Here is a 26,405-nt window from a genome sequence, read left to right as displayed (position 1 = left end):
ACCCTGTCTGACCGCTAATGAAGAGGCCAAGAATACCAAAGCGGCTGGCGGGTCAAATATGCATTAAATCAATAAATTCATAGAAATCATTCACAAACAACGTTATTTACCTTCTGTTCACAAAACGAGAAGCGGCTCACTGATCAAACAAACCTAAACGTTTATGTTTACTCTCATAAACGTTTAGGTACAGACAATAACCGTTTATATCGCAGGTAATTTCTTAAAAGCAGAGAGCGAAAAATGCGTAAAGCAACGATGCGGGATGTGAGCGAAGCGACGGGATTTTCCATGTTTACCGTTTCGCGCGCGCTAAACGGTGGCGATGGCGTCGCTGACGACAGCCGGGAGCTGATTTTAAAAGTGGCGCGAGAGCTCGGCTACGTACCCAACCGCGCGGCCCAGGCGCTACGCCGTTCGAGCAGAGACTCGGTGGCGGTGATCACCGCCCATGCGTCGAACTCTTACTATCTCAACCTGATGTCGGGCATTCAGCAGATGCTGCAGCCTTCGCAGTGGACCGTGGTGCTTGGCGATATTGCGGTCAACGGCATCTACGACCGCGCGCAGGAAGATCGGATGATTAACCGCCTGATCGAGTCACGGATGGCCGGGATCATTTCGACGGTGACGCTGCAGCCGGAAAGCCTGACTCTGCTGGCGAAATGGGACATCCCGGTCGTCTTCGTTGATTCCCCGCCCCGCGGCGAGCACAACTTTCCCAGCGTCACGACCGACAATTACCATGCCAGCCTGCTGGTGGGAAACCATCTGGCGCAGCACGGCTATAAAAACTGGCTGCTCCTTATCTACCCGGACCGCTGGACCACGCGTTTTGAACGCGAGCGCGGGATACGCGAGGCCGCCGAGCGGTGCGGCGCTACGCTTGAAGTTGTCGAAACGGAAAACGACGCGCAGTCGGCTGCAGACAAACTGAGCCAGTACCTCGACTGCCAGAAAGCGCTGCCGGATGTCCTTATTGCCGGTAACAACCCTATCCTGTTGGGTTCGCTCAAACAGCTCCAGCAGCGCCAGATAGCCATTCCAGAGGATATGGCCCTGATTGCCTACGACGAATTCGACTGGGCGCCGCTATTAAATCCGCCGCTGACGGTGCTCAATGAAAATAGCGAAGAGATTGGCAGACAGTCGGCTGAAATGCTTATCCAGTTAATTAACCCGGAAGGGAAAGGAGAAATCAACACCCAACGTAAAGTTCCCGCCGAGCTGGTTATTCGCCAGTCCTGCGGCTGTAAAAAAACGCATAACAATTAAAAGACATTATAGAGATTGCTGACAACGTTTCGTCCGAATGGACTTGCCCGACGCCGCTTCGCGCGCGCGGGCCGGCTAACAGCGGCAAAGCGTTCGCAACGCGTTTGCCAGCCCTCTCTAATCATTTTGAGATTTAAATAACGGCTGAATAATCGGCCGCCAGTAAAAAAACAACATCAGGGGATTATTTCTGAGGCTTCCCCACACCTGGCCGTACGTCATACCACACGATAATGAAAGGAACAGAATATGACCAAACTTCGTAAAGCATTTCTGGCTGTCGCGGTTACTGCGGTAATCACCACCATGACAGGATTTATCCCCGCCGCCAGCGCCGCGCCGCAGGAGGGCAAAAAAATATCCCACATCGGCTTAATGGTGCAGGACATGTCCAACCCCTTCTTCTCGGCAATGGAAAGGAACGCAAAGCAGGCCGCGGCAAAAATCGGCGCAACCCTTAACGTACAAGATGCGCAGGTCGATCTGGCAAACCAGAACACGCAGATTGACGCCTTTATTCAGCAGAAAGTGGATCTGATCATTATTTCCGCCGTCGATGAGTCCGGCATCGAGCCGGCCATTCAGCGGGCAAAAGCCGCCGGAATTATCGTTATCGCGGTCGATACGCCCGCCAGGGGCGCTGACGCGGCGATCATGACCAATGCCATCCAGGCCGGCGAAACCTCCTGCGAATATCTGTTCAGCCAGATGGGCGGCAAAGGCAAAGTGCTGCTGGTGGACGGCACGCCGATTCAAACCATTATTGACCGCATCAAAGGCTGTAAAAACGTCGCGCAAAAATATCCGGATATCAAAATCGTCGGGCAGCAGGCATCCCGCAACGACCGCGCTTCAGGCCTGATGGTCACCACCGATATGCTCACCGCCAATCCGGATGTCTCCGGTATTTTCGGTATGAACGATCCTTCGGCGCTCGGCGCGGTGCTGGCCGTTGAGCAGGCCGGCAAAGCCGGTGCGATTAAAGTCACCGGCGTAGACGGCAGCCCGGAAGCGGTTGAAGAACTCAAGCGCAGCGGCTCACCGTTTATCGGCACCGCCACGCAAAACCCGGGCGAAATGGTGCGCCAGGCCATCTCGCTTGCTCAGGATATGGTTGACGGCAAGCCTATTGCGTCCCCTACCGTATTGATCCCCAGCGTGCTGGTCACGCGCGACAACGTAGATAGCTATCCGGGCTGGTAATCACATCATCACTCAAGAGGCAAAAACGGGATGACGATTGGGTTCATCCCGGAGGGCAAAGACAATGGCCGACATCACTTCACCCCCCTTGCTCAGGCTGGAAGGGATTTCAAAACGCTACGGCGCGACCCTCGCGCTGAACAACGTACGCTTTGATTTATTCGCCGGAGAGGTCCATGCCCTGATGGGGGAAAACGGCGCGGGTAAATCCACGCTGATGAAGATCCTCTCCGGAAACGAGCAGCGCGATAGCGGCGCGATCTATATCAACGGGCAGGAGATTGATATTCGCACGCCAAGAGATGCGCGCAAATATGGCATCGCCATCATCCATCAGGAGCTGAATACGGTTCCCGATATGACGGTGGCGGAAAATCTGTTTCTCGGCCAGGAACCGACCTCTTTCGCCGGTATTCTCGATCGCAAACGGATGCTCCGGGAGGCCCGGGAGAAGCTGGACCGGATTAACGCGGACATCGACCCGCAGGCGCCGCTCGGCTCGTTGAGCATCGGACGTCAGCAAATGGTCGAGATCGCCCGCGCCGTCAGTGAAAACGCAAAAGTACTGGTGCTTGATGAGCCGACCGCCGCCCTGTCGCGGGCGGAGACCCTCCAGCTTTACCGGCTGATCGAGCAGATGCGTCAGGATGGGGTCGGGATGGTCTACATCTCGCACCGCATGGAAGAGGTATGGCAGCTGGCAAACCGGGTCACGGTGTTCAGGGACGGCACGTGGATCGGCACGGAAACCCTGAGCAGCGTCTCGACCACCGATATCGTACGCATGATGGTCGGCCGGCAAATCGTCGATCTCTATCAGCACGAACCGCGTACGCCCGGCAAAGTACTGCTGGAGGTCGCGGATCTGGCGGGTAGCGCAACCGGCCCGGTCTCCTTTGAGGTCAAAGCGGGCGAAGTCGTCAGCATGTCCGGGCTGGTTGGCTCTGGCCGAACCGAAGTGGCCCGCCTGTTATTCGGCGCCGACCCCCGCACCCAGGGAAGCGTACGTATTAACGGCAAGGTAAGCCATCCGTCAGATCCCACCGCCGCCATCGCCGACGGAATCGGGATGGTGACCGAGGACCGCAAAACCCAGGGCCTGTTTCTGGGTCATTCGGTTGAGCACAACATTGATATCAGCTCGCTGGAGAACTTTGTCGCCAGCGGCGTGGTTAAACGCAAAACCATCCGCGCCGCCGTCCTTGAGCAGATGCGCCGGTTACGGCTGCGGGAAAATGCGGTCGAACTGCCCGTCAGCGCCCTGTCCGGCGGAAACCAGCAGAAAGCGGCGCTGGCGCGCTGGCTGCTGCGCGATTCGAGGCTGCTTATCCTCGATGAACCGACCCGCGGCGTGGATATCGGCGCCAAAAGGGAAATTTACGAACTGATCGACAAACTCGCCCGCGCCGGGAAAGCCATTCTGGTGATCTCCTCCGATTTACCGGAGGCCATCGGCATCAGCGACCGCGTGCTGGTTATGCGCGGCGGCCGAATCGTTCACCAGTTACCCTCATATTCAGCAACGGAAGAAGAAGTGATGCTGCACGCAACAGGAACCTTTACCAGTCAATCCGGAGAATGCCATGGACAACAATAAACCTGTGACGGAACTGCCGGTCAAAGCGCCGTTTGATTTTGCGAAATGGTGGGATCGGGTGGGGATCTTAATCGTTCTGCTGGTGCTGCTGATCCTGATGTCGACCTTTGCGCCAAACTTTAACCGCGTCGATAATCTGCTGAATATCGCCCGCTCGATTTCCGTCAACGCTATTCTGGCGGCGGGCATGACTTTCGTCATTTTAACCAGCGGAATTGATTTGTCCGTCGGGTCTATCGTCGCCGTCTCCGGCGTGATCTCGGTGGTTGCGGCGATGGCCGGGATCCCTGCGCCGCTGGCGATTCTGGCCGGCGTGGGCGTGGGCGCGCTCTGCGGTCTGCTGAACGGCGTGCTCACCGCCTATCTCGCTCTTGCGCCCTTTATCGTCACTCTCGGCACAATGACCTTCCTGCGCGGGATGGCCTACACCATTACCGAAGGGCAACCTATTGTATCGAGTAGCCTGAGCTTCCGCGAACTGGGGAATGGCTATCTCGCCGGCATCCCTGTTCCGGTCATTATTATGCTGGTGGTTTATCTGCTGGCGTGGTTCATTCTTGAGCGCACGCGGTTCGGTCGTCATATCTATGCCGTCGGCGGCAACGCCCAGGCCGCGCGCCTGGCCGGCGTCCGGGTAAAACGCGTACTGGCGGCGGTTTATATGATTGCCGGCATCTGCGCGGGTCTGGCGGGCATTATCTTCGCCGCCCGGGTCATTTCCGCCCAGCCTACGGCGGGTACGGGATATGAACTGGACGCCATTGCGGCGGTAGTGCTGGGCGGCACCAGCCTCGCCGGAGGACGCGGGCGAATTATCGGCACCCTGATTGGATCGATAATTCTCGGCGTGCTCAGCACCGGCCTGATTCTGCTGAGCGTCCCCTTTTTCACCCAGCTATTGATTAAAGGCATCGTCATCATTCTTGCCGTGGCGATTGACGGACTGAAGCAGCATCCGGAACTGTTTACCTTCTGGCGGAAAAAAGAGATCGCCCGTACCCGCTAGCTTTCCCTGACGCTTTGTTTATCCGCCGCGCTGGCGGCGGGTCTTCGCATGCTTAAATTTTAATGGAGTCTACGCCCATGACATATCACATTACGCTGACGGACCCGATGAACGCTACCCGGGATCGCGAACCGATTACGTTTACTCTCCCGGAGAAACTGCAGGAGCCCCTGTGGTGGGCAATCACCAGCGAGGACCAGCGGATCCTTTGCCAGCGCCTCACTCATGAGTCGACGCAAAACAGTACCGCCTTTATCGCTACGGTAAGCTTCAGCGGCACGCTCCGGATGCGGCTTGAGCGGCCGTTAACGGCGGCTGAAGTCGGTGAAGTCGCTGGTATCCACCGCCTGCCTGGCCGGGAGAAAGACTGTTTTGTCCGCCTCAATACCGGCTGCTTCGATCTGGAAATGTGTCGGGGAACCGCCCAGGGCGTGGGTTCATCCAAGTGGGGGCTGCGCCATTTTCGCTGTCTGCAGGACAATGTCGAGCTGCTTCCTTCCGGGAATAACGCCATCGGCGGTTTTTACGGTCCGTTCTTTACCCCGGAAAATGGGCTGATTAACCCGCCGGAACATACCCTCGTTGATATTGAAATTGTTGAGGAAGGCCCGGTCTATCATCACTATCGCATGCACGGCACGATCCCCGATGGGTTATTAGCGGAGCTACGCGGTAAGCACTTCACCATCGACTGGAAGTTCAGCTGGAATACCCCGTGGTTTCAGCGGCGCTACGGGGTGGATGACTTTTCGACGGTCATCAACGGGCGTTCGGTGACCAACAAGATCACCGTCGGCGACGAGTTTGAAAGCGGTCCGGGAAAACTGCTGTTTGACCGCTTCGCGGCCTACGGCGGTACCCGCTATCGCGCAGGCGACCCCTACGCCGAAGAGCTGGTCGCCATGGTGGCTCATACCGTTACCACCTCTGAAAACCAGAGCCCGAAATTTGCCGAATTCCGCGAACAGCTCGCCGATATGGCCTCCGCTCACTGGGATCTTTACTGGCGAATGTTCTGCCGCTGGGAAAACGTGCTGGATGAAGCTGAAATCCGCGAAAGGCTTGGCGTTGTGCGCGCCCGGGCGCACGTTCGCGCCGACCTGAATGAACGGGAATGGCGCCTGACTGATTCTCCCGTCAACGTTTCCGCCGTGCCGGATGAAACCGTGTTCCCGGGACCAGCCAGTAAAACCGTCGAGTACGATTCAGCGAGCGGCCGGGCGATGATCTGGTGGACCTCCCGCCCCTCCGGCGCGTTTCAGATAGTCCAGCGCCGTCAGTCCGGTTGGGTGAACTGGGGCAGCAACGGGGAAAACGAGTGTCCGGAGCTCCCGGTCGGGGTCGATATCAAGACCGCCTGCGGGATATTCGCTGACAACTGGATGCAGGTAGCCGACGGCCTGGAAACGCCGCCGCAGGTCGCGGTGAGCCGGGAGGAAAAGCCATGATCCTTTGCTGCGGAGAAGCCCTGATCGATATGCTGCCCTGCCGGAGCCGTGAAAATGCTCCCGCCTTTACGCCCTGCGTCGGCGGCGCGGCGTTCAATACCGCCATCGCCCTGGGGCGCCAGGGGATGGCGGTCGCGCTGTTTTCCGGTTTATCGGACGATTTTATGGGTGACATGCTGCGCCACACGCTTGACGCCTCCGGCGTGGATTATTCGCCCTCAACCCGCGCGCCGCTACCGACCACGCTGGCCTTTGTCAGGCTGGAAGGCGGACAGGCGCGCTATACCTTTTACGATGAGAATAGCGCCGGCAGAATGCTGACTGAAAGCGACCTGCCGACGCTCGGTGATGACGTATCTGCCGTCCTGTTCGGCTGCATCAGCCTGATAGCCGAACCGTGCGGCAGCGTTTATGAAGCGCTGATGGTAAGAGAGGCGCCGCGCCGGGTGATGTTCCTCGACCCCAATATTCGTGAAATCTTCATCCAGGACCGGCAGAAACACCTGGCGCGCATGATGCGGATGATTGCTCTGGCGGATATCGTCAAGCTTTCCGATGAGGACCTCGCGTGGTTTGCCGAACCCGGCGAAGAACACGCGGTCATACGCCGTTGGCTTGCTCTGGGACCAAAGCTTATCGTGGTCACCCGCGGGGCTGACGGCGCCGATGCCTGGACCGCTAATTTCCATCTTCATGTTCCAGGGATTCGCGTAACGGTTGCCGATACCGTCGGCGCCGGGGATACGGTCAATGCCGGTATTCTCGCCAGCCTTTCGCAAGCCGGACTCCTTGAGAAGCCTAAATTAGTGACACTGTCACGAGAGCAGGTGCGACGCGCGGTCGATCTCGGTATGCGCGCCGCCGCGGTGACGGTCTCCAGGCCGGGGGCTAACCCGCCGTGGGACCATGAGCTCTGAAGACGGAGGACGCCACCCTTTGTAAACCCCAGGCGACCGGATGATGGTCTGAAAATAGCGTTTATGGATGGACCATCATCTTTATTTATTGTGGATATGATTTATATCCCAATTATTGAATGAAAGCTAAACCAGCTTCATTTAATCATGGGTTATTACCTACTAATCCATTAATATCAGACAATTAGATCGTGATCTATTTTCTGCCGATCTCGCTGACAGACATCAGGGACAGGACGTCAATAATGAAAAATACTCCATGGCTCGTGCGCTTACGTAATACCTCTATTCCGGAGCATAAGCTTCGTCCCGCGAAATGGCTGGCGCTGATTGCCCTGCTGCTGCTGCTGGCGCAGCTGATGGTCGAATCCCTGTTGCTCACTGAATAGAATCAGGGCACGCCTTCCCCAACGGAAAGTAGCGCTGATTGGCCACCACGAATTTTCTGTTTTTCCCTGCCAGAGCCGCGTCGCGATAGCGTTCGCCCGGCAGCAGATACAGCTGCGTGGCGCGTTCATCACTCCCCGCGCACCCCTGGTGAACAATCACCCGAAAAAACGTATTTCCGCTATTGTAAATCTCCCCCTGGCGTTCATCTATCTGCCACTCCAGGCGCTGCTGACGCGGCCTGACGACCAGAATAGTGCTCATCGCCACCACCGGCAGTACATCCATCTTTTGCGGCGTCGCCCTGAAAGGTATCAGCGTCACCGGCGTCTCTTTGAATACCACGCGATAATAGCGCTCCTGATTATCTTCAGGGCCTTTGTAATAGAGACGGAAATATTCACTGCTTCCCGGCGGTAAATTGAAGCGCAGCGGGGCGTAGAGCAGTTCGCCCTGATTAGGCAGAACCGGTTCATTCCCCGCGCCGGGTTTGGCAATTTTCCACGCCGCGATGGAGTACATATTATTACGCGGCGTGTCGTTATACAGCGGCTGCGAGATAAAGGCCCGGTCGGAGGGTATCTCATACACGACGGCATTAAAAAACGCCCCTGCCGCCGCCAGCGGCGACGCGGCCAACAGCATAGCAGCGGCTTTCATTAATCTGCCTCTCACTCGACGCCCAGCCATTTGGCGGTCACTCTGACCTCGCCGCTCGCGTTGACCGTTCCCATCCAGTCGCTGCCGTCGAGAGTGCGTCTGGAGCGCGGATCGTCCATCGGAAACAGCAGCTGCAGGCGGGTGGTGAAATAGTAGCCGTCATCAATTGCCGCATTCCACGGCGTTTGCGTCCAGCGCGCAGCGGTCATATCGATCTCCGCATCGATGCAGCTATTGCGGCTGGTGCGGGTTTCTCCGGTGGATGCCGTCCAGGAGAGAAAGGCCGGGATCGGCACCTGCCAGCCGCCCTCTTGCGACATAAACAGGCAGTATGAGACACCATCAATAGAGGTGCCTTCGCCAATCACCTGAGCCGTCACCGCGTCCGCCATACGCTCGGAGGAGACAGTTACCTGATATTCAAAGCCGATCGGCGTCGGGTCACCGATATTGCCCGACTCTTTCGGCGCAGCATTGCCGTCCGTGGACACAATACTGATCCCATACTCTTTCGGCAGAATATTGATCATACTCGACGCCGTAAACTGATAAAACCCGGACTGCGCGGTGTTACTGTTATCAAAGAAGAAGGTAAACAAATCGTCGTTATTGGTAATGCTAATTCCGCGCTGGATCAGGTTCTGGAAAAAGGTTTTCGAGAGGAACACATAAACGTACTGGCCTTCGGGGGTAAAGACGTTGCTATAGGTAGTGGAAGCGCTCCAGTTATACCAGGTGGATCCATTGCCGCTATATTTGATGGTTTTAGACGCCGGACTAAAGCCCAGCCTGGCGGTATCGACCACCATTTCAAATGACAGAGAAGAGGTCACCCGCTTGGTTTGACGATAGCGATACGACACCATTTTACAGGTCATCCCACTTTCGCCGCCGACGATACTGACCTCGCAGTGCTCGCTACCGATATTGACGCTGGGCGTGCCGTCGCTGGCAATCCAGATTTCCGCCAGCGCGCCGGTGCTGTTCAGCGTTAAATGCCCGACTTTAGTGGCATTGATGGTGTAATAACGCCACGTCGCGCCCGAGGCGAGATCCCGACAGCGCTGGCCGGATGCCGCATCGTAATTAGTTTTGGTGTAACAAAGATTGAGCACAAAGGCATCGCTCTCGCCAGGCTGACGGTTGCGCAGATATTCATACATTGCCGGGGAGAACGTGGCGTAGCCGGTGCCGCCATTGTTCAAAGAGCTTCCGGACATCGTATGATAAAAACCTTCACTATCAATGACCTCGCCGGAAATATAGCCCTGCGACGGGCAGTCGGCGCCGGTGGTCATACAGCGAATGCCGATAAACGGTGAATTCACCGGCGAGTCCGACAACCACATATCGTAGTAGTAGGATCGATAGCTCCAGCTGACGTAGCCCATATAGCCCAGACTGCGCTGCTTCGTCGAGTAGCGGGTCCAGACGTTTGCGCCGGAAAAGCGCGGGTCCAGGCTGCCGGGGGTAACGAAATATTCGTTATCGACATGGTTTTCAATAAACATATAGTCATTTTTCCCCGAGCCGCTGCTGCTGGCTTTCACCGCCAGGCTCTGGAATGACGTGGTCGCCAGGCAAGCGCCCAGCGCCAGGCCGCAAATCAGTTTACCAGGTGTCACGCTGCCCCTCCCCCTGTACCGCCATACGCATCTGCGCCTCGCACTGCAGGTCCCCCATCCACACCGCGCCGCGCGCTTCCTGCAGATTCAGCTCCAGCTCGCAGCGCTGTCCGTTTTTTTCGACCAGAGTGATGGTCGGATAGCGTTTATCAACATCCATGGCGAATTCTCCCTGTCCATCGGTGCGCCCTTTGCCGATGTGATTATGAATATCGAGGTGGGCGGCGACGGTGCCGTTATCGCGCCGAATGCGGCCAAACACCGTAACCAGCTGTTTTATCTCCGGACGAATAACGTCCACATTACCGGGATACAGCACCGCCTGATGGCTTCTGCCGCTGACGATATCCACGCTATCGGCGCTGCGTTTGTCATTCATCAGCTCCACGCTGTAGCGCCCATAGGCGGGCAGCGGAATAAAGTTTTTCTGGCCGCTGAGCGGGTAATGCTGGCCGTTAATTTTGGCAGTCATAGTGGCGTTGTCGCGGAAATCGGTATGGATCAGCACCCCCGATGTATGGCTTCCTTTGGCCGGAACAACATCTTTTCCGGTCCAGGCGACGCTGCCCAGGGTACTGAAATTGAGGTTGGTACTGTTATCCGAAGCATGGGTGGCGGATAGCGTGCCGCTGCTGTATTTAGTGTCGTAGCTGGCAAAACCATTGATCGCCCGTTTATCGCTGCGGTAGCTCTCGCTCTCTTTGCTTTTTAACCGCCGGGAAGCTGAGATGCCCGCCTGAGTGATGGCGCTATCGGCGAAGCGTTTTCTGAGCGCCATATTCGCCAGCATATTGCCGTTTTCGCTGGAAACCCCGGCGCTGAACCACGCCGCCAGCGGCAACGAAAAATCGAGGTTAATGTATTTATCCCGCGTGGTGTCCTGGTTGCGCTGATAGTGGTAATTCTGCACCCCGGTTCTCAGGGTAACGGTACCGTAGCGCCCCGACGCCAGCGTCTGCGAGTAATCAAGGTTGTTATAACGCGTTTTATTACTGTAGTTTTCCGTACGGCTGAAGGTCAATGTGCCGAGGTAGGGCGTCAGCGATTGCAGCGGCAGCGTTGTCCCCCAGGTAAAGTAATCCCCTTTGCGCAGCGGTAAGTGATTGCCAATATGCGTAAATTCTCGCGAACCCCAAAGTGAACCATAGCCCGCAGGCAGACTCAGATTGAGGGTGGTGATGCTTTTCCTGCTGCCGTCGTTGGCCAGCAAAACCTGTTGATTAACCCGCAGACGTTCGTTGAACAACACATCCACTTCGCTTTCGTTTACGGCGTTGCTGTCGAAACCGTATAGCGTGGTTTTAAACCCAGTCCCGGCGAGCCAGGGCAGCGTGACCGCCGCCGCGCCGCCGCTAAGCCAGGTTTCCTGCTTCCCCTCGCGCCGGGCATGTTGTGGTCGATAGTCGGTTTTATGGTATTCGAGCATTCCGCCGAATACTTGCCACGACCAGCGCTCGGTGACGCTCGAGCGACGGGCGTAGGTTTTGTTAATCTGTTCCGTGCGGCTGCTGGCCACTTTGCCGTTGATCACAACCTGCACCTCAACCTGATATATGCCGAACGGCAGCGTTGCGGTATTGACTTCGTAGCTGCCCATCGCAAAGTTCTGAATGCTCAGTAATTTGCCATCGCGCAGAATATGCACTTCGCCCGCCGCTGGTAAAAAGACGGTAATCGGCGTCAGGGACAGGGCGGTATCTTCAAGGCGCGAGTTGCTTTTATTGCCATAGCTCACGCCGTAGATGCGGCTGGAATTCAGCGCGCTCATGCTGGCGATGGATTGTAGATTCCAGGTATCGACCATTCCCAACGCCAGGCGTTGGCCTGCCATATCGCGCTCATACATCGCCCGGTAGAGGTTACCGCTGCTGTCGCCAGAGCCGATACCGTAGAAAGAGCCGTTGATATTCACGTGGTGCTCGCGAAATGCCGCGGTGTTATCCAGCGTCAGGTAGCTGCTGGTGCCGTCGTAGCCGTTATAACGGTGATGATAAGTACCAAAGGTATAATTGAGCACGTTCGACGGCGCACCGGCGGTTGAGTCGCCCAAAACGCTGTGCCTGGCAAGCGTCGTCGCCGCCAGCGCGCTGCGATCGACGATCATTTCAAGGTAAAATGCCCGGACGTCGAAAGTGATCTGCGCCGCGCCGGAGAGACGCAGCGTCATATCCGCAGAAAATTGTTGGTCCTGCAGACCATTGACAATCTCCTCTACTGGCGCAGATAGCGACAGGTTATCCGGCGTGGAGAGCAGCGTCAGTTCGCGGATCGTCAGCGCCCCGTCCTTGGTCGCAATCAGCGCATCGGCGATTTTTTGCCGACTGCGCGACGGCAGTTCCGCTTCTTTGTAGCGGATAAAAACCGGTACCCGCATCCCCTGCTTAAGCGCATCAGCAAAAACGGGCGGAATAACATAATCCCCCACCCGCAGCAGCGTCGCTCTGCCCGCGCTTTCGTTGGCTGAAGCATCGACGGTACAGACGAGACATATTCCCGGCAGCAGCATTCCTTTTCTGAATAACCATCCTGACATCTGTAATTCTCTATTTGACGTGAATATATTTACCTTCGTGCCAGATACCGATTCGCGTCTGTTTATTCGCGACCTGCGTATGCGTTATTTTTGCGCTAAGTCCGGGCATGACGTAATAACGTTCACGGCAGCCCTCGCCTTTATTTTTTTCAGGATCTTTACAGGGCCCATAGGAAATAACCCGGAAGGTCACATTGCCGGTATTCGTCACCGTATCGCCGCGATGCTGATAGTTAAATTTCGCCTTGCGCGGCGCCACCACCAGAATGGTGTTAATTTGCGCTGAGGTTGTCGCCATACCGTGACGTGAATTACTGCTGGCCTGATGATCGCTCACCGGTTCATCCAGCCACGACAGCCGGTAATAGCGCTCTTTATCATCTTCAGGACCATGATAAATAAAGCGGAAATGTTCTCTGGCGCCGGCGGGAAGAATTACGTTTGCCGGGGTAGAAAGCAACTCGCCGGGCTGTTCCATCGGAATAATTTTGCCCCCTGCCATCGGCGTAGAGAGGCGGTGGGCGCTGACGCTAACAAATCGCGCCGAGTCGCTGGCGTTATCGATCTCTTTCGCCAGCATCTGGTCATTGGCGAACATAATGGAGGTCACTTCCCCAACGCCAATCGCCGCCGCGCTAGCGCTGATTAACAGCGGCAGAAATAAAAATGGGTATAATTTTTTCATCATTAAAATAAAGGAGGGCTACCCCTCCTTATTGGCAAATTTAAAGGCGATATTAGCTCTGAGACAGCGTCCACTCGGCGGTAAACTGCACCTTCACATCGCCGCTCCAGTAGCCGTCGGCAAGGGAAGCGAAAGGCGTCGCGGTGGTACCATTTGAGGTAGCGGAATCGACGGTAAACAGGAAGGCGCTCTGCGTGCTGGTGCGGTTATCTTTATCAGCATATCCCGCGATCAGCGCTTCCAGGCCTGCGGTAATATTATTGCTAATATCCATCATTTTCACCGGCGTGGATTTGGACAGCTTCTCACCGTTCCATGCCACGCCAATTTCCAGCGTTGAGTTATCCGTAGCGCGGGTCAGCGTGTTGGTCACCAGTTGAGAGGTTAAAACGAAATCGGACGCGTTCTCCTGCCCCTGAATGGTAATATCAAACGCCCCATCCTGTGAATTAAACGCTTTCAGACCTTCGGCATATTCAAAAGAGACGGAACGCAGCGGCGTAACGACCAACAGGCTGGTGGTATCTTTTGTTGCAGAAGCATCCCAGCTTGCCGTTGCGGAAGCCGTTACGTCCGCAGCCATGGCGCCGGAGCAAAAAAGAATGGACGTCGCGCATGCTGCCAGAAGAGACTTTTTCATTATATATCCTTAATAAACATTTCCAGATGTAGTGCTTTGGCGTTGCCGCCACAGAGATATTTTGCCCCGAGAGCAAAATAAGATTAATTACGGGCTATTAAAACGACGCTGCAGCGCTGAAGACATTCGACAAACGCCGAGCTAAATGTATATTGAAATTTCAATGCGGCGAAGTATAAATTCCCGACAGGCAGCTGTCTATTGCTGTCAAAAATAAGAATAATCGTCATTACATTCAGTAAAAGGAAACTGAGAGGATGATCTGTCGTGGTTTTAAAATAATCTCTTTAAGACTTTTCTCCTGACCATGGGCGAATCATCGCAGACCCCAGGATAAAACACGGCGTCGACCAACAGAAACAGCGCACAGGGATCGTTTTTAATCTGAGTTCAGTAGAAAAAAATGAAGGAATAGCCGAATGATGAATCAGGTAAACATTTCCCGGTGTAAATATATCCCCTGAAAGTTTCCTCCAGCAGGTTCTCATCATAAATATCGCTGGTTAAGAACAGTACAACAACCCATTCGCCAGTACCGATAAGTTTAAACTCAACCCGGATTTGTGACAGGCATCTCAGTTTATCAACAATGGCTAGACAGAAAGAACTAAGACATGCTAGTAATTAATTCAAGCAAAGGAACGGATTTAAATTAAACACCATTTAAACCCCACCCATAAGGCTGAAAAAATTAATTGATAATGGTTTGGGTAGCTGAACGATTATCAAAAGGGTAAGTGAATCGAAGGCCCTCAGAGACGAAAGTCTCTGAGGGCCTTTTTGTTTTTTTCCTATCTCAGGAGTCAAAAATGTCTAAAGAACGTCGTCTCTCTCGCATTTTCGCAAAAGATGGTAAATCAGTCACTCTGGCGCTGGATGGCTACTATTTTTCGACCAAAACTAATGGTATTGATAATACGATAAACCAGCTCCCGGCCCTCGTCGACAGCGGTCTGGACTGCGCGCTGGTGACCTGGGGCATGTTGAAAAATTTCCGTGAAGTTTTCAATTGCGTCCCCGTTGTATTACGCGTCGATAGCACAGTGAGTATTTTTGACAATACCGTTCCCGATACCACCCCCGTATTTTCCATTGAGGACGCGCTGAAAGTGGCGGCGGAAGGCGTGGTGTGCATGACTTTTCCCGGTGCGTTCAATGAGGAGAAAACGCATATCATGGCGATGCAGCTGGCGCAGGCCGCCGACCGCTGGAACGTACCGCTGATCGTGGAATCCCTGCCGTACGGCTATCCCGTCACTAGCGACGACTCCAACAATCCGGCCGTTATCGCCGCCTCTGCCCGCATTGCCGTTGAACTGGGGGCTGACGTGATCAAAACCCGCTTCACCGGCACCGAGGACGACCGGCTTATCGTCGAAGCGGCCGGCGTGCCGGTGCTGGCGCTGGGCGGGCCGAAAACCGGGATTGACGGTTATTTTAAATTTGTTCATCACTGCATGCAGGTTGGTGCAAAAGGCGTGGCGGTGGGTCGCAATATCACTCAGGACCCACAGCCGGCAAAAGTAGTAGCAGGTCTGAATGCCATCATCCATGAAAATGCGACAGCGGAAGATGCCTACAGCCTCTATATGGCTAAATAACATCGGATATTAATATGCTCTTAAATAACACCATCATTCCTTCAATCAGAAAATATAAACATTTTGAACAGGCGCTGGCCTGCGCATCAGAATACGTACTGTTATCCGAAGCGAATATTGGCAATCTGCAATCGTTGATCGGTAAATGTCATCAGAGTGGCAAGAAAGTGCTTATTCACCTCGAGCTACTGGGTGGTTTTAAACCTGACCAGGCGGGTATTAGTTTGCTCAAAAATTACTACAAGGTTGATGGTGTTATTTCGTCCAATCTCTCGGCCCTACGCTATGCCAAAAAAGAGGGATTGTTAACTATCTTTCGGGTACTGCTCATCGACTCGCGCTCGCTGGATCACTCCATCGATATTGTTAAGCATAACCCGCCAGATGCTATTGAAATCTTACCTGCTGAATATGCCTGCCAGTGTCTGGAATTGATTAGCCGGAATTTAAAAGGCTTTGATGTGATATTCATCGCCGGAGGCTTTGTTAAGCGGAAATACCTTGTAGATAAAATTTTCCATGCCGGATTTAAAGGCATTACCACCAGCGAACCCGGTTTATGGTAACTCATAAGGAGTCCACGCGAATGAAACAACACTATGTCATGGGCATTGATAACGGCGGCACCGTTACAAAAGCGGCGATTTACGATCGCGCCGGCAACGTGGTGGCCAGCGCGTCGAAATCAACGCAAATGCTGACCCCGAAGGAATTTCATACCGAGCGGGATATCAACGAACTCTGGGCGGCTAACGTCGAAGTCATTAAAAAAGCCATCGCGCAGTCGGGTATCGACGCCAGCCAAATCAAAGGCGTGGCGGTAACCGGTCACGGCAACGGGCTTTATATGGTGGACGAAACCGGTGACCCGGTGCGCAACGGAATTATCTCCACCGATAGCCGGGCTAAGGCCTGGGTAGAAAAGTGGTACCGCGACCCGACGTTTGTTAGCGATATTTTGCCCAAAACTATGCAGTCTATCTGGGCCGGGCAGCCCGTCGCCCTCCTCGCCTGGCTGAAAGAGAACGAGCCTGAAACACTGTGTAAAGCGCGCTACATTTTCATGGTCAAAGATCTGATTCGTTTTTATCTGACCGGCGAAGCTTTTCTCGAACTTACCGATATCTCAGGAACCAACCTGATCAACGTTCGCGACCGCGACTATGACGCCTCGCTGCTGGCCTGGTGGGGACTCGGCGATCTGCGCGATAAGCTTCCGCCCATCAAGCTCTCCACCGATTGCTGCGGTTACATTACCGAAGACGTCGCGCAGCTCACCGGATTGCGTGCCGGAACGCCGGTCTCGGGCGGGGTGTTTGATATCTCGGCGTCATCTGTCGCATCCGGTATCAATACCCTGGATAAGCTGGCAATTATTACCGGAACATGGAGCATTAACGAATACGTGACCGACCATCCGGTTATTGACCAGGATCTCTTTATGACCTCGATTTATCCGATTGAGGGCAAATGGTTAATTACCGAGGCAAGCCCCACCTCCGCCAGTAATCTGGAGTGGTTTATCAATAACTTTATGGAGAGCGATCGCACCGCCGCCGCTGCGCAGGGATCGTCAGTCTACGATCTGTGCAATGAGCTGGTCTCCACAACCACGCCCGCGGAGAGCCACCTGCTGTTCTTCCCGTTTGTCTTCGGTTCCAACACCATCCCGGACGCCTCTGCGGGGTTTATCGGCCTGAATAGTTTCCACAAAAAAGCGCATTTTTTACGCGCGATATATGAAGGGGTTGCTTTCAGCCACCTGTATCACACCGAACGGTTACGCAATATTAACCCGCAGCTCAGCCGCACCATCCGGATTGCGGGCGGCGTGACTAACTCAGCGGTCTGGCTGCAGATATTCGCCGACATTTTCCAGTCCACCCTGGAGATTGTCGACGTGAAAGAGCACGGCACGCTGGGCACCGCGATGACCGCCGCAGTAATGGTTGGCTGGTTTGATGACGTCTTTGCCGCCTCAAATGAGATGGTTCACGTTTCGCGAACGGTTACACCGGACCCGGACAGCAACAAGGTCTATCAGGATAAGTATCAGCTTTACAAAAACCTGCTATCGGAAATGCAGTCTCCGTGGAAAAGCTGCAGTAACTACATCACGCATTAAGTGAGGAAAGTATGGATCTGAATTTACACCACCGCACGGCTATCGTTACCGGAGGCGCTACGGGCCTCGGCAAAGAGTTTGTCCTTTCACTCGCCCGAGAAGGGGTCAACATCTGTTTCACCTATATGCGTGATGAGGAGCGCCCGGAACAGCTGATCGCTACGGTAAAAAGTAGCGCCAGCGTCGAAATTATTGCGGTGAAAACCGATCTTTCCGACGAGCATAGCCGGGAGAATCTGTTCGCGACCTGCCTCGAACGCCTGGGGAACGCCGATATTCTGGTCAATAACGCCGGGATCTGGCTGAGCGGTTACGTCACTGAAATCACCCAGCAGGAGTGGGATAGCGTGATGGACGTCAACCTGAAGGCGGTGTTCCACCTGAGCCAGCTGTTTGTCAACCACTGCCTGGCGAAAGATCAGGCCGGCAGTATTCTGAATATCACGTCTCAGGCGGCCTTCCACGGTTCAACCACCGGTCATGCTCATTACGCGGCCAGTAAGGCGGGTCTGGTGGCCTTCTCAATCTCGCTGGCGCGCGAGGTGGCGAAGCAGAAAATCAATGTCAACAACATCGCCGTCGGCATCATGGATACCGCGATGATCCGTAAAAACATTGAACAGAATCCTGACTATTACGTCAGCCGTATACCGGTAGGCCGGGTGGCCCAACCGCACGAAATTACCGACATCGGCGTCTTCATGGTCTCACCGAAAACCCGCTATATGACGGGAGCGACTCTGGATGTCACCGGCGGTATGTTGATGCGTTAATTTATGGAGAATGATTATGAAATGTCTGGCAATTGCCGATCTGTTTATCAATGCAGCGATGATGGACGCGGGTCTGAAAGCGCTCAAAGATAAAGGTATTGCAGTGGAAGTACGCGAATGGTCGCACGAGTCAATTGAAAAACTGCAGGAGGATAATTTACTGGTTGAACAGCAAGGTTCTGAGGCGCTGGCGCTGCCTGCCGCTCTGCTTCAGGGTGCTGAGGAGACGGAGATCCTGATAGTCCAGTTCGCCCCGGTTAACGCGGCGGTATTCGACAAGCTGCCAAAGCTTAAATACGTCGGGGTGCTGCGCGGCGGGATTGAAAACGTTAATCAGGAGGAGGCAAAAGCGCGCGGAATTGAGGTGATGAACACGCCGGGGCGTAACGCCCGCAGCGTGGCGGAATTTACCGTCGGGATGATTCTGGCGGAAATGCGCAATATCGCCCGCTCACACGATGCGCTGCGCGATAAGTTCTGGCGCAAAGAGAGTCCTAACCACCGGGCCATTCCTGAACTGGGCGGCAAAGTGGTAGGTCTGGTCGGGCTGGGGCATATCGCGCAGCTGGTGGCTGGCTTCCTGCGCGGTTTCGGCAGCGAGATTATCTTTTACGATAAGTACGTCCCCGGCCATGAAAGTTATGAAAAGGTGGATACTCTCGACGAACTGGTGCGCCGTGCGGATGTGATTTCGCTGCATGCCCGTATGACCCCGGAAACGGAAAACCTGATCAACGCCCATCATTTTGAATTAATGAAGGAGAGCGCCATCATCGTCAACACGGCGCGCTCCGGGTTAATTAATGAAGGCGATCTGATCGCCGCGCTTCGGGCGGGTAAAATCATGGGCGCTGCCCTCGACACTTTTGATGACGAGCCGCTGCCGGACGATAGCGCGTTTTATTCGCTGAATAACGTCACGATAACGCCGCATATTGCCGGCAGTACCATTGATGCCTTCAGCAATTCGCCGAAGATTTTTTCAGAGATATTGCTGAAGCAACTCGGTTAAATATTAAAAGAGCCGCTTAAGGTTTTTGCTACGGCCCATTGGGCACGGGTTCGCTCGCGCCCAATTCGGCCGCCTTTTAAGGAAATATTATGGATATTATCAACAGCATTATTAGCCTGGGGGCATCAGTGATGATGCCAGTAATATTCTTTATTATCGCACTGTGCTTTGGGGTTAAAATCGGCACCGCATTTAAAGCCGGGATGCTGGTAGGCATCGGCTTTGAAGGGGTGGGACTGGTGATCGGCCTGCTATTAACCAACCTCGGGCCGGCATCGCAGGCCATGGTAGAGCGTATCGGCCTGCACCTGACGGTGGTCGATACCGGCTGGCCGACCGCCTCGACTATCGGCTGGGGCTCGCCGCTGATGCTGCCGGTAGTGGTGGGATTTATCGTTATCAATATTGCCATGCTGCTGCTGAAATTAACCAAAACGGTAAATATCGATATATTCAACTACTGGATTTTCCTGATTATGGGTTCAGTCGTCTATGCCGGTACCGGTAACTACTGGCTCTCCGTCGGCATTACTTTCGGCATATTTATCTTAACGCTACTGGCGGCGGATTTAACCGCACCCTATCTGCAAAAAAACTATAATCTGCAAGGGATATCATTTCCCCATCTTACCTGTATAACCTACGTGCCGTTTGGTATTGCCTGTAACTATATTATTGATAAGATCCCGCTGATCAATAAAATTAATTTCGACCCGGAAAGCATTAATAAAAAATTCGGCGTCTTCGGGGAGCCACTCACTCTGGGCTTCGTGCTGGGGCTGCTGCTGGCCTTCCTGGCCGGGTACGATGTCTCGGCGGCGGTATCGCTGGCGATTAAAGTTTCCGCCGCCATGCTGTTGCTACCGAAAATGATCGAAATTTTAGTGCAGGGCCTGCTGATCGTGCGCGATGCCGCGGAAGCGAAGCTGAAGGCGAAATTCCCCAACCGCGACTTCTATATCGGCATGGATACCGCACTGCTTATTGGCGAACCTTCGGTGCTGGCAACCGGCCTGCTGCTGATCCCTATGGCGGTGGTGCTGGCGATTATTCTGCCAGGCAACCGCGTGCTGCCGTTTGTCGATCTGGCCTCCCTGATGTTCCTGCTGGCGATGGTAACACCGTTTTGCAAACGTAATATGTTCCGCATGTTTATCACCGGCACGCTGGTGGTCACCTGTATTTTGTACGTCGGAACGGATATTTCGCGGGAATACACCCAGGCGGCGGTCAACTCTAATATTCCTGTGCCGGAGGGGATGGCGGAAATTACCAATATCGTTGGCGGAGCCACCACGCCGGTGGGCTGGCTGGCGGTGAAATTCGGCGAGTTTTTCACTACCGCGCCGTAAATTCCCTCTCTTCTCACTCTGCCCGGCGCGGGAAACGGCGCCGGGCTTTTTATTATCGCCCGCTCGCCACCATAAAAAATGCCTGCCAGGAGGGTAAGCTGGCAGGCATGGCTGATAAAAGGCTGAATTTTAGAACTGGTAAGTTATGCCCACGGCAACGATGTTATCGGTGCTGATGCTGGCATCTTTAGTGAACCTGGTGTCATCCAGCAGGTTGATTTTATAGTCCACGTAGGTAGACATGTTCTTGTTGAAGTAGTAAGTCGCGCCTACATCAACGTATTCAACCAGATCCTGGTCGCCATAGCGGCCCAGATCTTTGCCTTTTGATTTCAGGTAGGCGATGGACGGACGCAGGCCGAAATCAAACTGATACTGAGCAACCACTTCAAAGTTCTGCGCGGTGTTGGCGATATAGCCTTTACCGAACTTAGTCATGTTGCGGGTTTCCGCATAGGTGGTCGCCAGGTAGATGTTATTGGCATCGTACTTCAGACCGGCCGCCCACACTTCCGCTTTTTCGCCACGGGCGTAGAAGTCTGGATTGACGCGACCTTCCCTGACCTGCGCATCGGTACGATCGGATGCCGCGTAGGCCGCACCTGCGCTAAATCCTTCGTACTCATAGGTCGAGGCCATACCCCAGCCGTCGCCATGCTGTTTCGCCAGATCGCGGTCGTTGCCCTCTTCTTTACCCTGGTACTGTACGGCGATATTCAGACCGTCAACCAGACCGAAGAAACCGTTGTTACGGTAAGTGGCAACGCCGGTGGTACGCGCGGTGGCAAAGACGTCGGTCTGGGTCCAGGTATCACCGCCGAACTCCGGCAGCATATCGGTCCAGGCGCCGATATCATAGGCAACGCCGTAGTTACGACCGTAGTCCAGAGAACCAAATTCGCCAAACTTCAGGCCAGCAAACGCAAGGCGCGTTTTGTCGCCGGAGTTGTCGCCTTCAACGTTATTGGCGCTGAAGTTATATTCCCACTGGCCGTAGCCGATCAGCTGGTCGTTGATCTGCGTTTCACCTTTGAAGCCCAGACGGGCATAGGTCTGATCGCCATCTTCTGACTTATCGCTGGAGAAATAATGCAGGCCGGTCACTTTCCCATAGAGGTCGAGTTTGTTTCCGTCCTTGTTATACACCTCAGCTGCCTGCACGGTTCCTGCAGCAAGAAGTGTAGAGACGGCCACTGTTAGTAATTTTAATTTCATATTATTTCGTCCCTAACTATTAATAGAATATCAAATCTCAGATACCTTCTGAGCGAGACCATTATGCGATAATTCGCAAAGAGACTTGAAATTAAAAGTTCCGAATTTTTATACCAAATACAATAACTGTGACGAAAACGGTGGTTGTTAATTGACACACATCAATTAACCCCGTTTTGAGCCCGCAATTATTCTAAATCACACCTTGTACAACCCCTGGAATCAGCAGATTTAACCAAAATAAATAATTTTTCATAGGGAAATTCTAATGATAAGAATAATTAAAGATTTCAATTTGTTAAAATCCTTGTAAATCATAATGTTATGAGTAATTATTTCTTCAGAAAATCCTTAATCATAAACATCCTGATTCGCCAGATCGTGTTTTCAAAGGTATATTCTGATTTTCGCATTCAGAATTAATTCCAGTATCAAGATAAGCTCTGGCGTTATTGAAAGTTCTTTACAAAATCCACATTCATTATAGCCCGGCGGTTTAAGATTTGTTTAGAAATTGTGTGAAACGGATAGCGACGACTCTATTTTCAAGGGATGAAGGTGATGATGAATAAATTTAGTCCGGCGAATTGCCCGCAGACGTATGTCAATCAAAATATGATGGGGCCAAATGTATTAAGGCTGGTTGAAGAGCTTAGCCGCTCCCTGGAACTGTGGCCAGGGATGCGTATTCTCGATCTGGGCTGTGGGACAGGGTTATCTTCGATGTATCTGGCGACGGAATTCGGCGTGGAGGTGGTCGCGGCGGATCTGTGGGTTCGCGCCGACGATAACGCCCGGCGTTTTGCGGCAGCGGGCATGGACAATAAAATCACCCCGATCAATCTTGATATCAGCACCCTGCCGGGACTGGGTATTTTTGCCCGCGACGCCTTTGATGCCGTGGTCAGTATCAATGCCTGGCACTATTTTGCCCGCGATGCCCTGTTCTTTGACCAGCGCATTGCGCCTTATGTCAAAGGCGGCGGAACGGTGGCTATTGTCATCCCGGGTCTGCGCAGCAGCGATGCTGAAACGCGACCTGAAATCCATGCGCTCATTGCTAGCGGCATCGCCCTTTTTACCACCGACCGCTGGCGCGCAATCTGGTCCGGGAGCCAGCATCTTGCGGTCAATCACTGCCGTCATATGGCATCCGGCCGTCAGGCGTGGCTAGAGTGGCAAAAGTGCGATAATGATTTTGCCGCTACCGATGCCGCCATGAGAAGTGATGAGCTGGGTCAGCAGCTGCGCTTTATGCAAATCATTGGCCGGGTAAACAAATAAACCTGTAGCCTGGCATCGACGCTCGCCCAGCCGGAGAGTGGGCGCCGGAAGCGATGGCACGGTGATAGAACGGCGCACTGAAACCAGGAGGTTGACGGTAATTAACAGGATTAGCCTGCGCGCAGTATCATCGCGGGCAATTAGTCTGGGGTGAATTTATCAATCAGCGAAAAAGCGTGTAAATAATTAGACAGCGCCAACAGCGCATGAAATGAGTTAAAACCGAATTTATCAATTAATCTTCTTTTATAGTTGCTGTAGGCTTTAGGTGAGATGCCGAGCAGTTCCGGATAGTCTTTTGCCAGCACGTTAAATTTCATAATAAAAATATACTGGAATTCTCTTTCCGTTAGGGTGATGTCCTCACCGACAGGGATACCGTCAGTGACTCTGGCGATAATACTGGCGATGTGCGCGGTGCGCCTCTTGTTGATCAAGCAAATGATATTGCCTTCCACCTTGAAACACACAAAATTCTTTTTCATTTCAAAGCTGTTTATCAAAAAATGAAACTGCGCATGGCTGCTGGATGAGTATCTGGTTAAGCACAGATCGACGAGATTCGCCTTTCTGACCGCTTTTATATCATTTATTTTCAGACGCATGGCTTTTTTAAAAAAATGATTATGGCTGAAAATAGTTAACATTCCGTTCCCTCACGAAAGTGCAATCATCCTTTATAGAAATGCGTATAATACGCGCCATGGGAATATACCCATGAGTGAAGCGGGTGAATTATAGGTTTGATTAATATTTATTGTCCAGACGAGCAAATTTCAGATAAATCCCCGTAAAATTTACCCTGTTGACATTTCTCGCCCCCGACGACGGCAACCATACCTCCCTTTTCTTTAGGATTTTTCTCATTAAACGTCAGTTGCAAAGAAATGAACAGGACAACATTCTGTCATGCAGAATATATTCAACCAATTACATTGGAGAAAACGCTTTATAAACAGATAAATTCGGTTATCAAGGTGTTGCACTTACCGCGACGTGACGGCGCGATCGAATTTCTGAGGGTTTGTTTGCCATTCGTTTAGGTGGCAGCAGATGAAAATGCCGGGCTTGCGGCCCGGCGCTGATAAAGATTATGCCCGGCTCCGGGCCAGCAGAATAATAATAAACAGTCCGCCGATGCCGGCCGTAATGATCCCAATAGGCAGCTCCTGCGGGGCCAGCAGCGTCCTGCTGACAATGTCGCCGCCGCACAGCAGTACAGCTCCCCACAGACCACATAAAGGCAGCAACCGCAGATGCTTAACCCCGGAAAAGTAGCGGCACATATGCGGCACCATCAGCCCGATAAAGCCGATCACTCCGGTTAAGGCCACCAGCAGCGATGTCGCCAGCGCGCAGCAGAAAAACACCTCCATCCGCAGGCGGCTGACGTTGATGCCCAGCGACTGCGCGGTCTGTTCTCCGGCCAACAGGCCATCCAGCGATCGCCAGCGTAACAGGATAAAAGCGCAGAGAAATAGCAGACTGAATACGGCATAAGGTAAATTATCCCACCGCGCCAGGCCGAGGCCGCCCAGCGACCAGAACAGCACTGAACTGGCGGCCCGCTGGTCGCCGGAGAAAATCAAATAGCTGGTCAGCGCGCCGAATAAAAAGGAGATAGCCAGCCCGCAAATCACTAAATGCTCGGCGCCGCGCTGCTTTTTAAAATGAAACAGCAGCATCACCGCCACCGCAGAGCAGATCCCGCCGACGAATGCCGACACCGGCAGCGTCAGCCCCCCTAGCCGCTCGCCGAACCGGGTAATCACCAGCACCGCCCCCGCCGATGCCCCGGAGGAGAGCCCGAACAGAAAAGGATCGGCCAGATCGTTGCGTGTGGTGGTCTGTAAAAGGCCGCCTACCATCGCCAGCACCGCCCCGGTCAGCACCGACAGCAGCGTTCGCGGCACGCGCAAATCAATGACGATACGGGCCATCATGTCCGAAACTGGCACATCAAGCAGCCGTAAAGCCCCCAGAACCTGCGTCAGCGATAGCGGTACGCTGCCTTTCGCCACGCTGAGCAGCATCAACCCGGCTAACACCGGTAGCGCGCCCCACGCGGCCCAGTAGTAACGATATGGCGTTGAACTCATTGGTTAGCCGCTGGATACATCGCATGGGCCAGCTTTTCGGCCGCTTTAATATTTGCCGGACCGGGCGTCAGTTCAGCATACTGCAGCTTCAGATAACGCTGGTGTTTCACCGCCGGGGTCTGCTTCATTAACGGATGATTTTCGAGGAAGCGGCGCAGCGCGTCGGCGCCGCTCCCGGTCTGATAGTCGAGAAGAATAATAAAGTCGGGTTCCGCCGTCGCGACGCTTTCCCATGAGGTGGTGCCCCAGCTTATTTCGAGGCCATCCATGACGTTTTGACCTCCGGCTGCTTCGATAATCGCGGTCGGCATAGCATAGCGCCCGCTGGTAAAGGGCTTGTCTTCGCCGGAATCATAAACAAACACCTTCAACGGCTGCACGCCCTGCGGCGGCCTGGGCAGCGCATTGAGCGTTTTTTTCCAGCCGTCGACCAGCGCCTGCGCTTCTCGCTGTTTGCCGAAAATTTTGCCCAGCGTCAGCTCATCGTTATACAGCAGGTCCATGCTGGCTTTTCGTTTGTCCTTAGCGGTAAACACGCAGCTCTCACTCAGAACAAAGGTCTTGATACCGTATTTAGCCAGCACGGAAGGGGTGACTTCTCCGCCCACTTTCATGCCGTAATTCCAGCCAGCGAAAAAGAAGTCCGGATTAGCCGCCAGCAGCGTTTCCAGCGAGGGATACTTCGGCGCCAGCTCAGGAATCGCCCCCATCTGCTGTTTAAATTGCGGCGTCATTTTGTACCATCCGCTAATCCCGGTTAAACCCACGATACGGTCCTGTAAACCGAGAGCAAAAGCCATTTCAGACATATTTAGATCGTGTATGACCGCCCTTTTCGGCGCCTGGGTAAAGGTTACGGGCGTTCCGCAACTCTCAATGGTGACAGGAAAATCTCCTGCGTTCGCCGCTGTAATAGAAAAAACCGCCATCATGCCGGCAAGCCATTTATTCATTCTTCGTCATCCTCA

The 26,405-nt window shown here is 53.8% G+C and carries 23 protein-coding genes; 14 read left to right on the top strand and 9 right to left on the bottom strand.

The annotated features are described in order from the left end of the window. Positions 1-243: 243 nt before the first annotated feature. From HMPREF3178_RS23625 to HMPREF3178_RS31370, 7 genes are all read left to right on the top strand, one after another. Entirely contained in the window at positions 244-1,275 is a 1,032-nt protein-coding gene (locus HMPREF3178_RS23625; protein WP_004102206.1) for a LacI family DNA-binding transcriptional regulator, read from the top strand. Positions 1,276-1,524: 249 nt separating this feature from the next. After that, a complete protein-coding gene (locus HMPREF3178_RS23620; protein ID WP_004102208.1) occupies positions 1,525-2,478 on the top strand; it encodes an ABC transporter substrate-binding protein in 954 nt (317 codons plus the stop codon). Positions 2,479-2,542: 64 nt separating this feature from the next. After that, positions 2,543-4,075, top strand: coding sequence for a sugar ABC transporter ATP-binding protein (locus HMPREF3178_RS23615; RefSeq protein WP_004102210.1), 1,533 nt, complete (start codon positions 2,543-2,545; stop codon positions 4,073-4,075). After that, positions 4,062-5,081, top strand: a complete 1,020-nt coding sequence (locus tag HMPREF3178_RS23610) for an ABC transporter permease subunit (RefSeq protein ID WP_004102212.1) — start codon at positions 4,062-4,064, stop codon at positions 5,079-5,081. The genes HMPREF3178_RS23615 and HMPREF3178_RS23610 overlap by 14 nt, the downstream gene beginning before the upstream one ends. Before the next feature lie 77 nt (positions 5,082-5,158). Beyond that, positions 5,159-6,529, top strand: coding sequence for a hypothetical protein (locus HMPREF3178_RS23605; protein ID WP_017145836.1), 1,371 nt, complete (start codon positions 5,159-5,161; stop codon positions 6,527-6,529). Next, the gene (locus HMPREF3178_RS23600; protein WP_004113185.1) at positions 6,526-7,446 is read left to right on the top strand and encodes a carbohydrate kinase family protein; all 921 of its coding nucleotides are present in this window, start codon (positions 6,526-6,528) and stop codon (positions 7,444-7,446) included. The genes HMPREF3178_RS23605 and HMPREF3178_RS23600 overlap by 4 nt, the downstream gene beginning before the upstream one ends. A 245-nt stretch (positions 7,447-7,691) precedes the next feature. Further along, positions 7,692-7,835, top strand: a complete 144-nt coding sequence (locus HMPREF3178_RS31370) for a hypothetical protein (protein WP_004102219.1) — start codon at positions 7,692-7,694, stop codon at positions 7,833-7,835. On the opposite strand, the gene HMPREF3178_RS23595 is transcribed toward HMPREF3178_RS31370, so the two are convergent. From HMPREF3178_RS23595 to ecpA, 5 genes are read right to left on the bottom strand one after another with little or no spacing between them, the layout of a single operon-like run. Next, on the bottom strand, positions 7,825-8,493 hold the full coding sequence (locus HMPREF3178_RS23595) for a fimbrial biogenesis chaperone (protein WP_017145835.1): 669 nt from the start codon (positions 8,491-8,493) through the stop codon (positions 7,825-7,827). The genes HMPREF3178_RS31370 and HMPREF3178_RS23595 overlap by 11 nt on opposite strands. 11 nt (positions 8,494-8,504) lie before the next feature. After that, a complete protein-coding gene (locus HMPREF3178_RS23590; RefSeq protein WP_049095578.1) occupies positions 8,505-10,103 on the bottom strand; it encodes a hypothetical protein in 1,599 nt (532 codons plus the stop codon). Position 10,104: 1 nt separating this feature from the next. Further along, the gene (locus HMPREF3178_RS23585) at positions 10,105-12,651 is read right to left on the bottom strand and encodes a TcfC E-set like domain-containing protein (RefSeq protein WP_029496817.1); all 2,547 of its coding nucleotides are present in this window, start codon (positions 12,649-12,651) and stop codon (positions 10,105-10,107) included. Positions 12,652-12,661: 10 nt separating this feature from the next. Next, positions 12,662-13,339 (bottom strand): EcpB family pilus assembly chaperone, encoded by a 678-nt coding sequence (locus HMPREF3178_RS23580; RefSeq protein ID WP_004102226.1) that lies wholly within the window; start codon positions 13,337-13,339, stop codon positions 12,662-12,664. Between the two features lie 49 nt (positions 13,340-13,388). Continuing rightward, complete coding sequence (ecpA, locus tag HMPREF3178_RS23575; protein ID WP_004102228.1) at positions 13,389-13,976, bottom strand: common pilus major fimbrillin subunit EcpA; 588 nt, start codon at positions 13,974-13,976, stop codon at positions 13,389-13,391. Positions 13,977-14,785: 809 nt separating this feature from the next. Between ecpA and HMPREF3178_RS23570 the strand changes: the two genes are divergently transcribed. The 6 genes from HMPREF3178_RS23570 (at position 14,786) to HMPREF3178_RS23545 (ending at position 20,839) form a co-directional block, all read left to right on the top strand. Further along, positions 14,786-15,577, top strand: coding sequence for a class I fructose-bisphosphate aldolase (locus tag HMPREF3178_RS23570; protein WP_004102230.1), 792 nt, complete (start codon positions 14,786-14,788; stop codon positions 15,575-15,577). A 14-nt stretch (positions 15,578-15,591) separates the two neighbouring features. Beyond that, positions 15,592-16,143 (top strand): glycerol-3-phosphate responsive antiterminator, encoded by a 552-nt coding sequence (locus HMPREF3178_RS23565; protein ID WP_004102232.1) that lies wholly within the window; start codon positions 15,592-15,594, stop codon positions 16,141-16,143. A gap of 20 nt (positions 16,144-16,163) precedes the next feature. Next, a complete protein-coding gene (locus HMPREF3178_RS23560; protein ID WP_004102234.1) occupies positions 16,164-17,702 on the top strand; it encodes an FGGY-family carbohydrate kinase in 1,539 nt (512 codons plus the stop codon). Between the two features lie 11 nt (positions 17,703-17,713). Further along, positions 17,714-18,475 carry an SDR family NAD(P)-dependent oxidoreductase gene (locus HMPREF3178_RS23555; RefSeq protein ID WP_070585525.1) on the top strand — a complete coding sequence of 254 codons (762 nt, stop codon included), beginning with the start codon at positions 17,714-17,716 and terminating at the stop codon, positions 18,473-18,475. Positions 18,476-18,491: 16 nt separating this feature from the next. Further along, the gene (locus HMPREF3178_RS23550; RefSeq protein ID WP_004102238.1) at positions 18,492-19,487 is read left to right on the top strand and encodes a 2-hydroxyacid dehydrogenase; all 996 of its coding nucleotides are present in this window, start codon (positions 18,492-18,494) and stop codon (positions 19,485-19,487) included. 89 nt (positions 19,488-19,576) lie between these two features. Then, on the top strand, positions 19,577-20,839 hold the full coding sequence (locus HMPREF3178_RS23545; RefSeq protein ID WP_004113196.1) for a PTS galactitol transporter subunit IIC: 1,263 nt from the start codon (positions 19,577-19,579) through the stop codon (positions 20,837-20,839). Between the two features lie 129 nt (positions 20,840-20,968). Here HMPREF3178_RS23545 and ompC read toward each other — a convergent pair whose 3' ends face one another. Continuing rightward, positions 20,969-22,054: a porin OmpC gene (ompC, locus tag HMPREF3178_RS23540; RefSeq protein WP_017145831.1), complete on the bottom strand. Its 1,086-nt coding sequence runs from the start codon at positions 22,052-22,054 to the stop codon at positions 20,969-20,971. A 561-nt stretch (positions 22,055-22,615) separates the two neighbouring features. Between ompC and HMPREF3178_RS23535 the strand changes: the two genes are divergently transcribed. After that, positions 22,616-23,338 carry an SAM-dependent methyltransferase gene (locus HMPREF3178_RS23535; RefSeq protein ID WP_016807433.1) on the top strand — a complete coding sequence of 241 codons (723 nt, stop codon included), beginning with the start codon at positions 22,616-22,618 and terminating at the stop codon, positions 23,336-23,338. 140 nt (positions 23,339-23,478) lie between these two features. Here HMPREF3178_RS23535 and HMPREF3178_RS23530 read toward each other — a convergent pair whose 3' ends face one another. The 3 genes from HMPREF3178_RS23530 to HMPREF3178_RS23520 form a co-directional block, all read right to left on the bottom strand. Then, complete coding sequence (locus HMPREF3178_RS23530; RefSeq protein WP_004102245.1) at positions 23,479-23,985, bottom strand: hypothetical protein; 507 nt, start codon at positions 23,983-23,985, stop codon at positions 23,479-23,481. A gap of 444 nt (positions 23,986-24,429) precedes the next feature. Continuing rightward, positions 24,430-25,437 (bottom strand): FecCD family ABC transporter permease, encoded by a 1,008-nt coding sequence (locus HMPREF3178_RS23525; protein WP_004102247.1) that lies wholly within the window; start codon positions 25,435-25,437, stop codon positions 24,430-24,432. Next, a complete protein-coding gene (locus tag HMPREF3178_RS23520; protein ID WP_017145830.1) occupies positions 25,434-26,390 on the bottom strand; it encodes an ABC transporter substrate-binding protein in 957 nt (318 codons plus the stop codon). The genes HMPREF3178_RS23525 and HMPREF3178_RS23520 overlap by 4 nt, the downstream gene beginning before the upstream one ends. Between the last annotated feature and the right edge of the window lie 15 nt (positions 26,391-26,405).

The sequence above is a fragment of the Klebsiella sp. HMSC09D12 genome, from assembly GCF_001808475.1.
Lineage (GTDB): Bacteria > Pseudomonadota > Gammaproteobacteria > Enterobacterales > Enterobacteriaceae > Klebsiella > Klebsiella oxytoca.
The sequence above is the reverse complement of the archived record's forward strand: the minus strand, read 5'-3'. Positions and strand labels throughout refer to the sequence as shown.

Coding starts and splice junctions, on each gene's coding strand:
- HMPREF3178_RS23525 (WP_004102247.1), bottom strand. CDS start 25,437: ATGAGTTCAACGCCATATCGTTACTACTGGGCCGCGTGGGGCGCGCTA.
- HMPREF3178_RS23560 (WP_004102234.1), top strand. CDS start 16,164: ATGAAACAACACTATGTCATGGGCATTGATAACGGCGGCACCGTTACA.
- HMPREF3178_RS31370 (WP_004102219.1), top strand. CDS start 7,692: ATGAAAAATACTCCATGGCTCGTGCGCTTACGTAATACCTCTATTCCG.
- HMPREF3178_RS23610 (WP_004102212.1), top strand. CDS start 4,062: ATGGACAACAATAAACCTGTGACGGAACTGCCGGTCAAAGCGCCGTTT.
- ecpA (WP_004102228.1), bottom strand. CDS start 13,976: ATGAAAAAGTCTCTTCTGGCAGCATGCGCGACGTCCATTCTTTTTTGC.
- HMPREF3178_RS23520 (WP_017145830.1), bottom strand. CDS start 26,390: ATGAATAAATGGCTTGCCGGCATGATGGCGGTTTTTTCTATTACAGCG.
- HMPREF3178_RS23620 (WP_004102208.1), top strand. CDS start 1,525: ATGACCAAACTTCGTAAAGCATTTCTGGCTGTCGCGGTTACTGCGGTA.
- HMPREF3178_RS23600 (WP_004113185.1), top strand. CDS start 6,526: ATGATCCTTTGCTGCGGAGAAGCCCTGATCGATATGCTGCCCTGCCGG.
- HMPREF3178_RS23570 (WP_004102230.1), top strand. CDS start 14,786: ATGTCTAAAGAACGTCGTCTCTCTCGCATTTTCGCAAAAGATGGTAAA.
- HMPREF3178_RS23595 (WP_017145835.1), bottom strand. CDS start 8,493: ATGAAAGCCGCTGCTATGCTGTTGGCCGCGTCGCCGCTGGCGGCGGCA.
- HMPREF3178_RS23545 (WP_004113196.1), top strand. CDS start 19,577: ATGGATATTATCAACAGCATTATTAGCCTGGGGGCATCAGTGATGATG.
- HMPREF3178_RS23550 (WP_004102238.1), top strand. CDS start 18,492: ATGAAATGTCTGGCAATTGCCGATCTGTTTATCAATGCAGCGATGATG.
- HMPREF3178_RS23565 (WP_004102232.1), top strand. CDS start 15,592: ATGCTCTTAAATAACACCATCATTCCTTCAATCAGAAAATATAAACAT.
- HMPREF3178_RS23625 (WP_004102206.1), top strand. CDS start 244: ATGCGTAAAGCAACGATGCGGGATGTGAGCGAAGCGACGGGATTTTCC.
- HMPREF3178_RS23580 (WP_004102226.1), bottom strand. CDS start 13,339: ATGATGAAAAAATTATACCCATTTTTATTTCTGCCGCTGTTAATCAGC.
- HMPREF3178_RS23605 (WP_017145836.1), top strand. CDS start 5,159: ATGACATATCACATTACGCTGACGGACCCGATGAACGCTACCCGGGAT.
- ompC (WP_017145831.1), bottom strand. CDS start 22,054: ATGAAATTAAAATTACTAACAGTGGCCGTCTCTACACTTCTTGCTGCA.
- HMPREF3178_RS23555 (WP_070585525.1), top strand. CDS start 17,714: ATGGATCTGAATTTACACCACCGCACGGCTATCGTTACCGGAGGCGCT.
- HMPREF3178_RS23585 (WP_029496817.1), bottom strand. CDS start 12,651: ATGTCAGGATGGTTATTCAGAAAAGGAATGCTGCTGCCGGGAATATGT.
- HMPREF3178_RS23615 (WP_004102210.1), top strand. CDS start 2,543: ATGGCCGACATCACTTCACCCCCCTTGCTCAGGCTGGAAGGGATTTCA.
- HMPREF3178_RS23530 (WP_004102245.1), bottom strand. CDS start 23,985: ATGTTAACTATTTTCAGCCATAATCATTTTTTTAAAAAAGCCATGCGT.
- HMPREF3178_RS23535 (WP_016807433.1), top strand. CDS start 22,616: ATGATGAATAAATTTAGTCCGGCGAATTGCCCGCAGACGTATGTCAAT.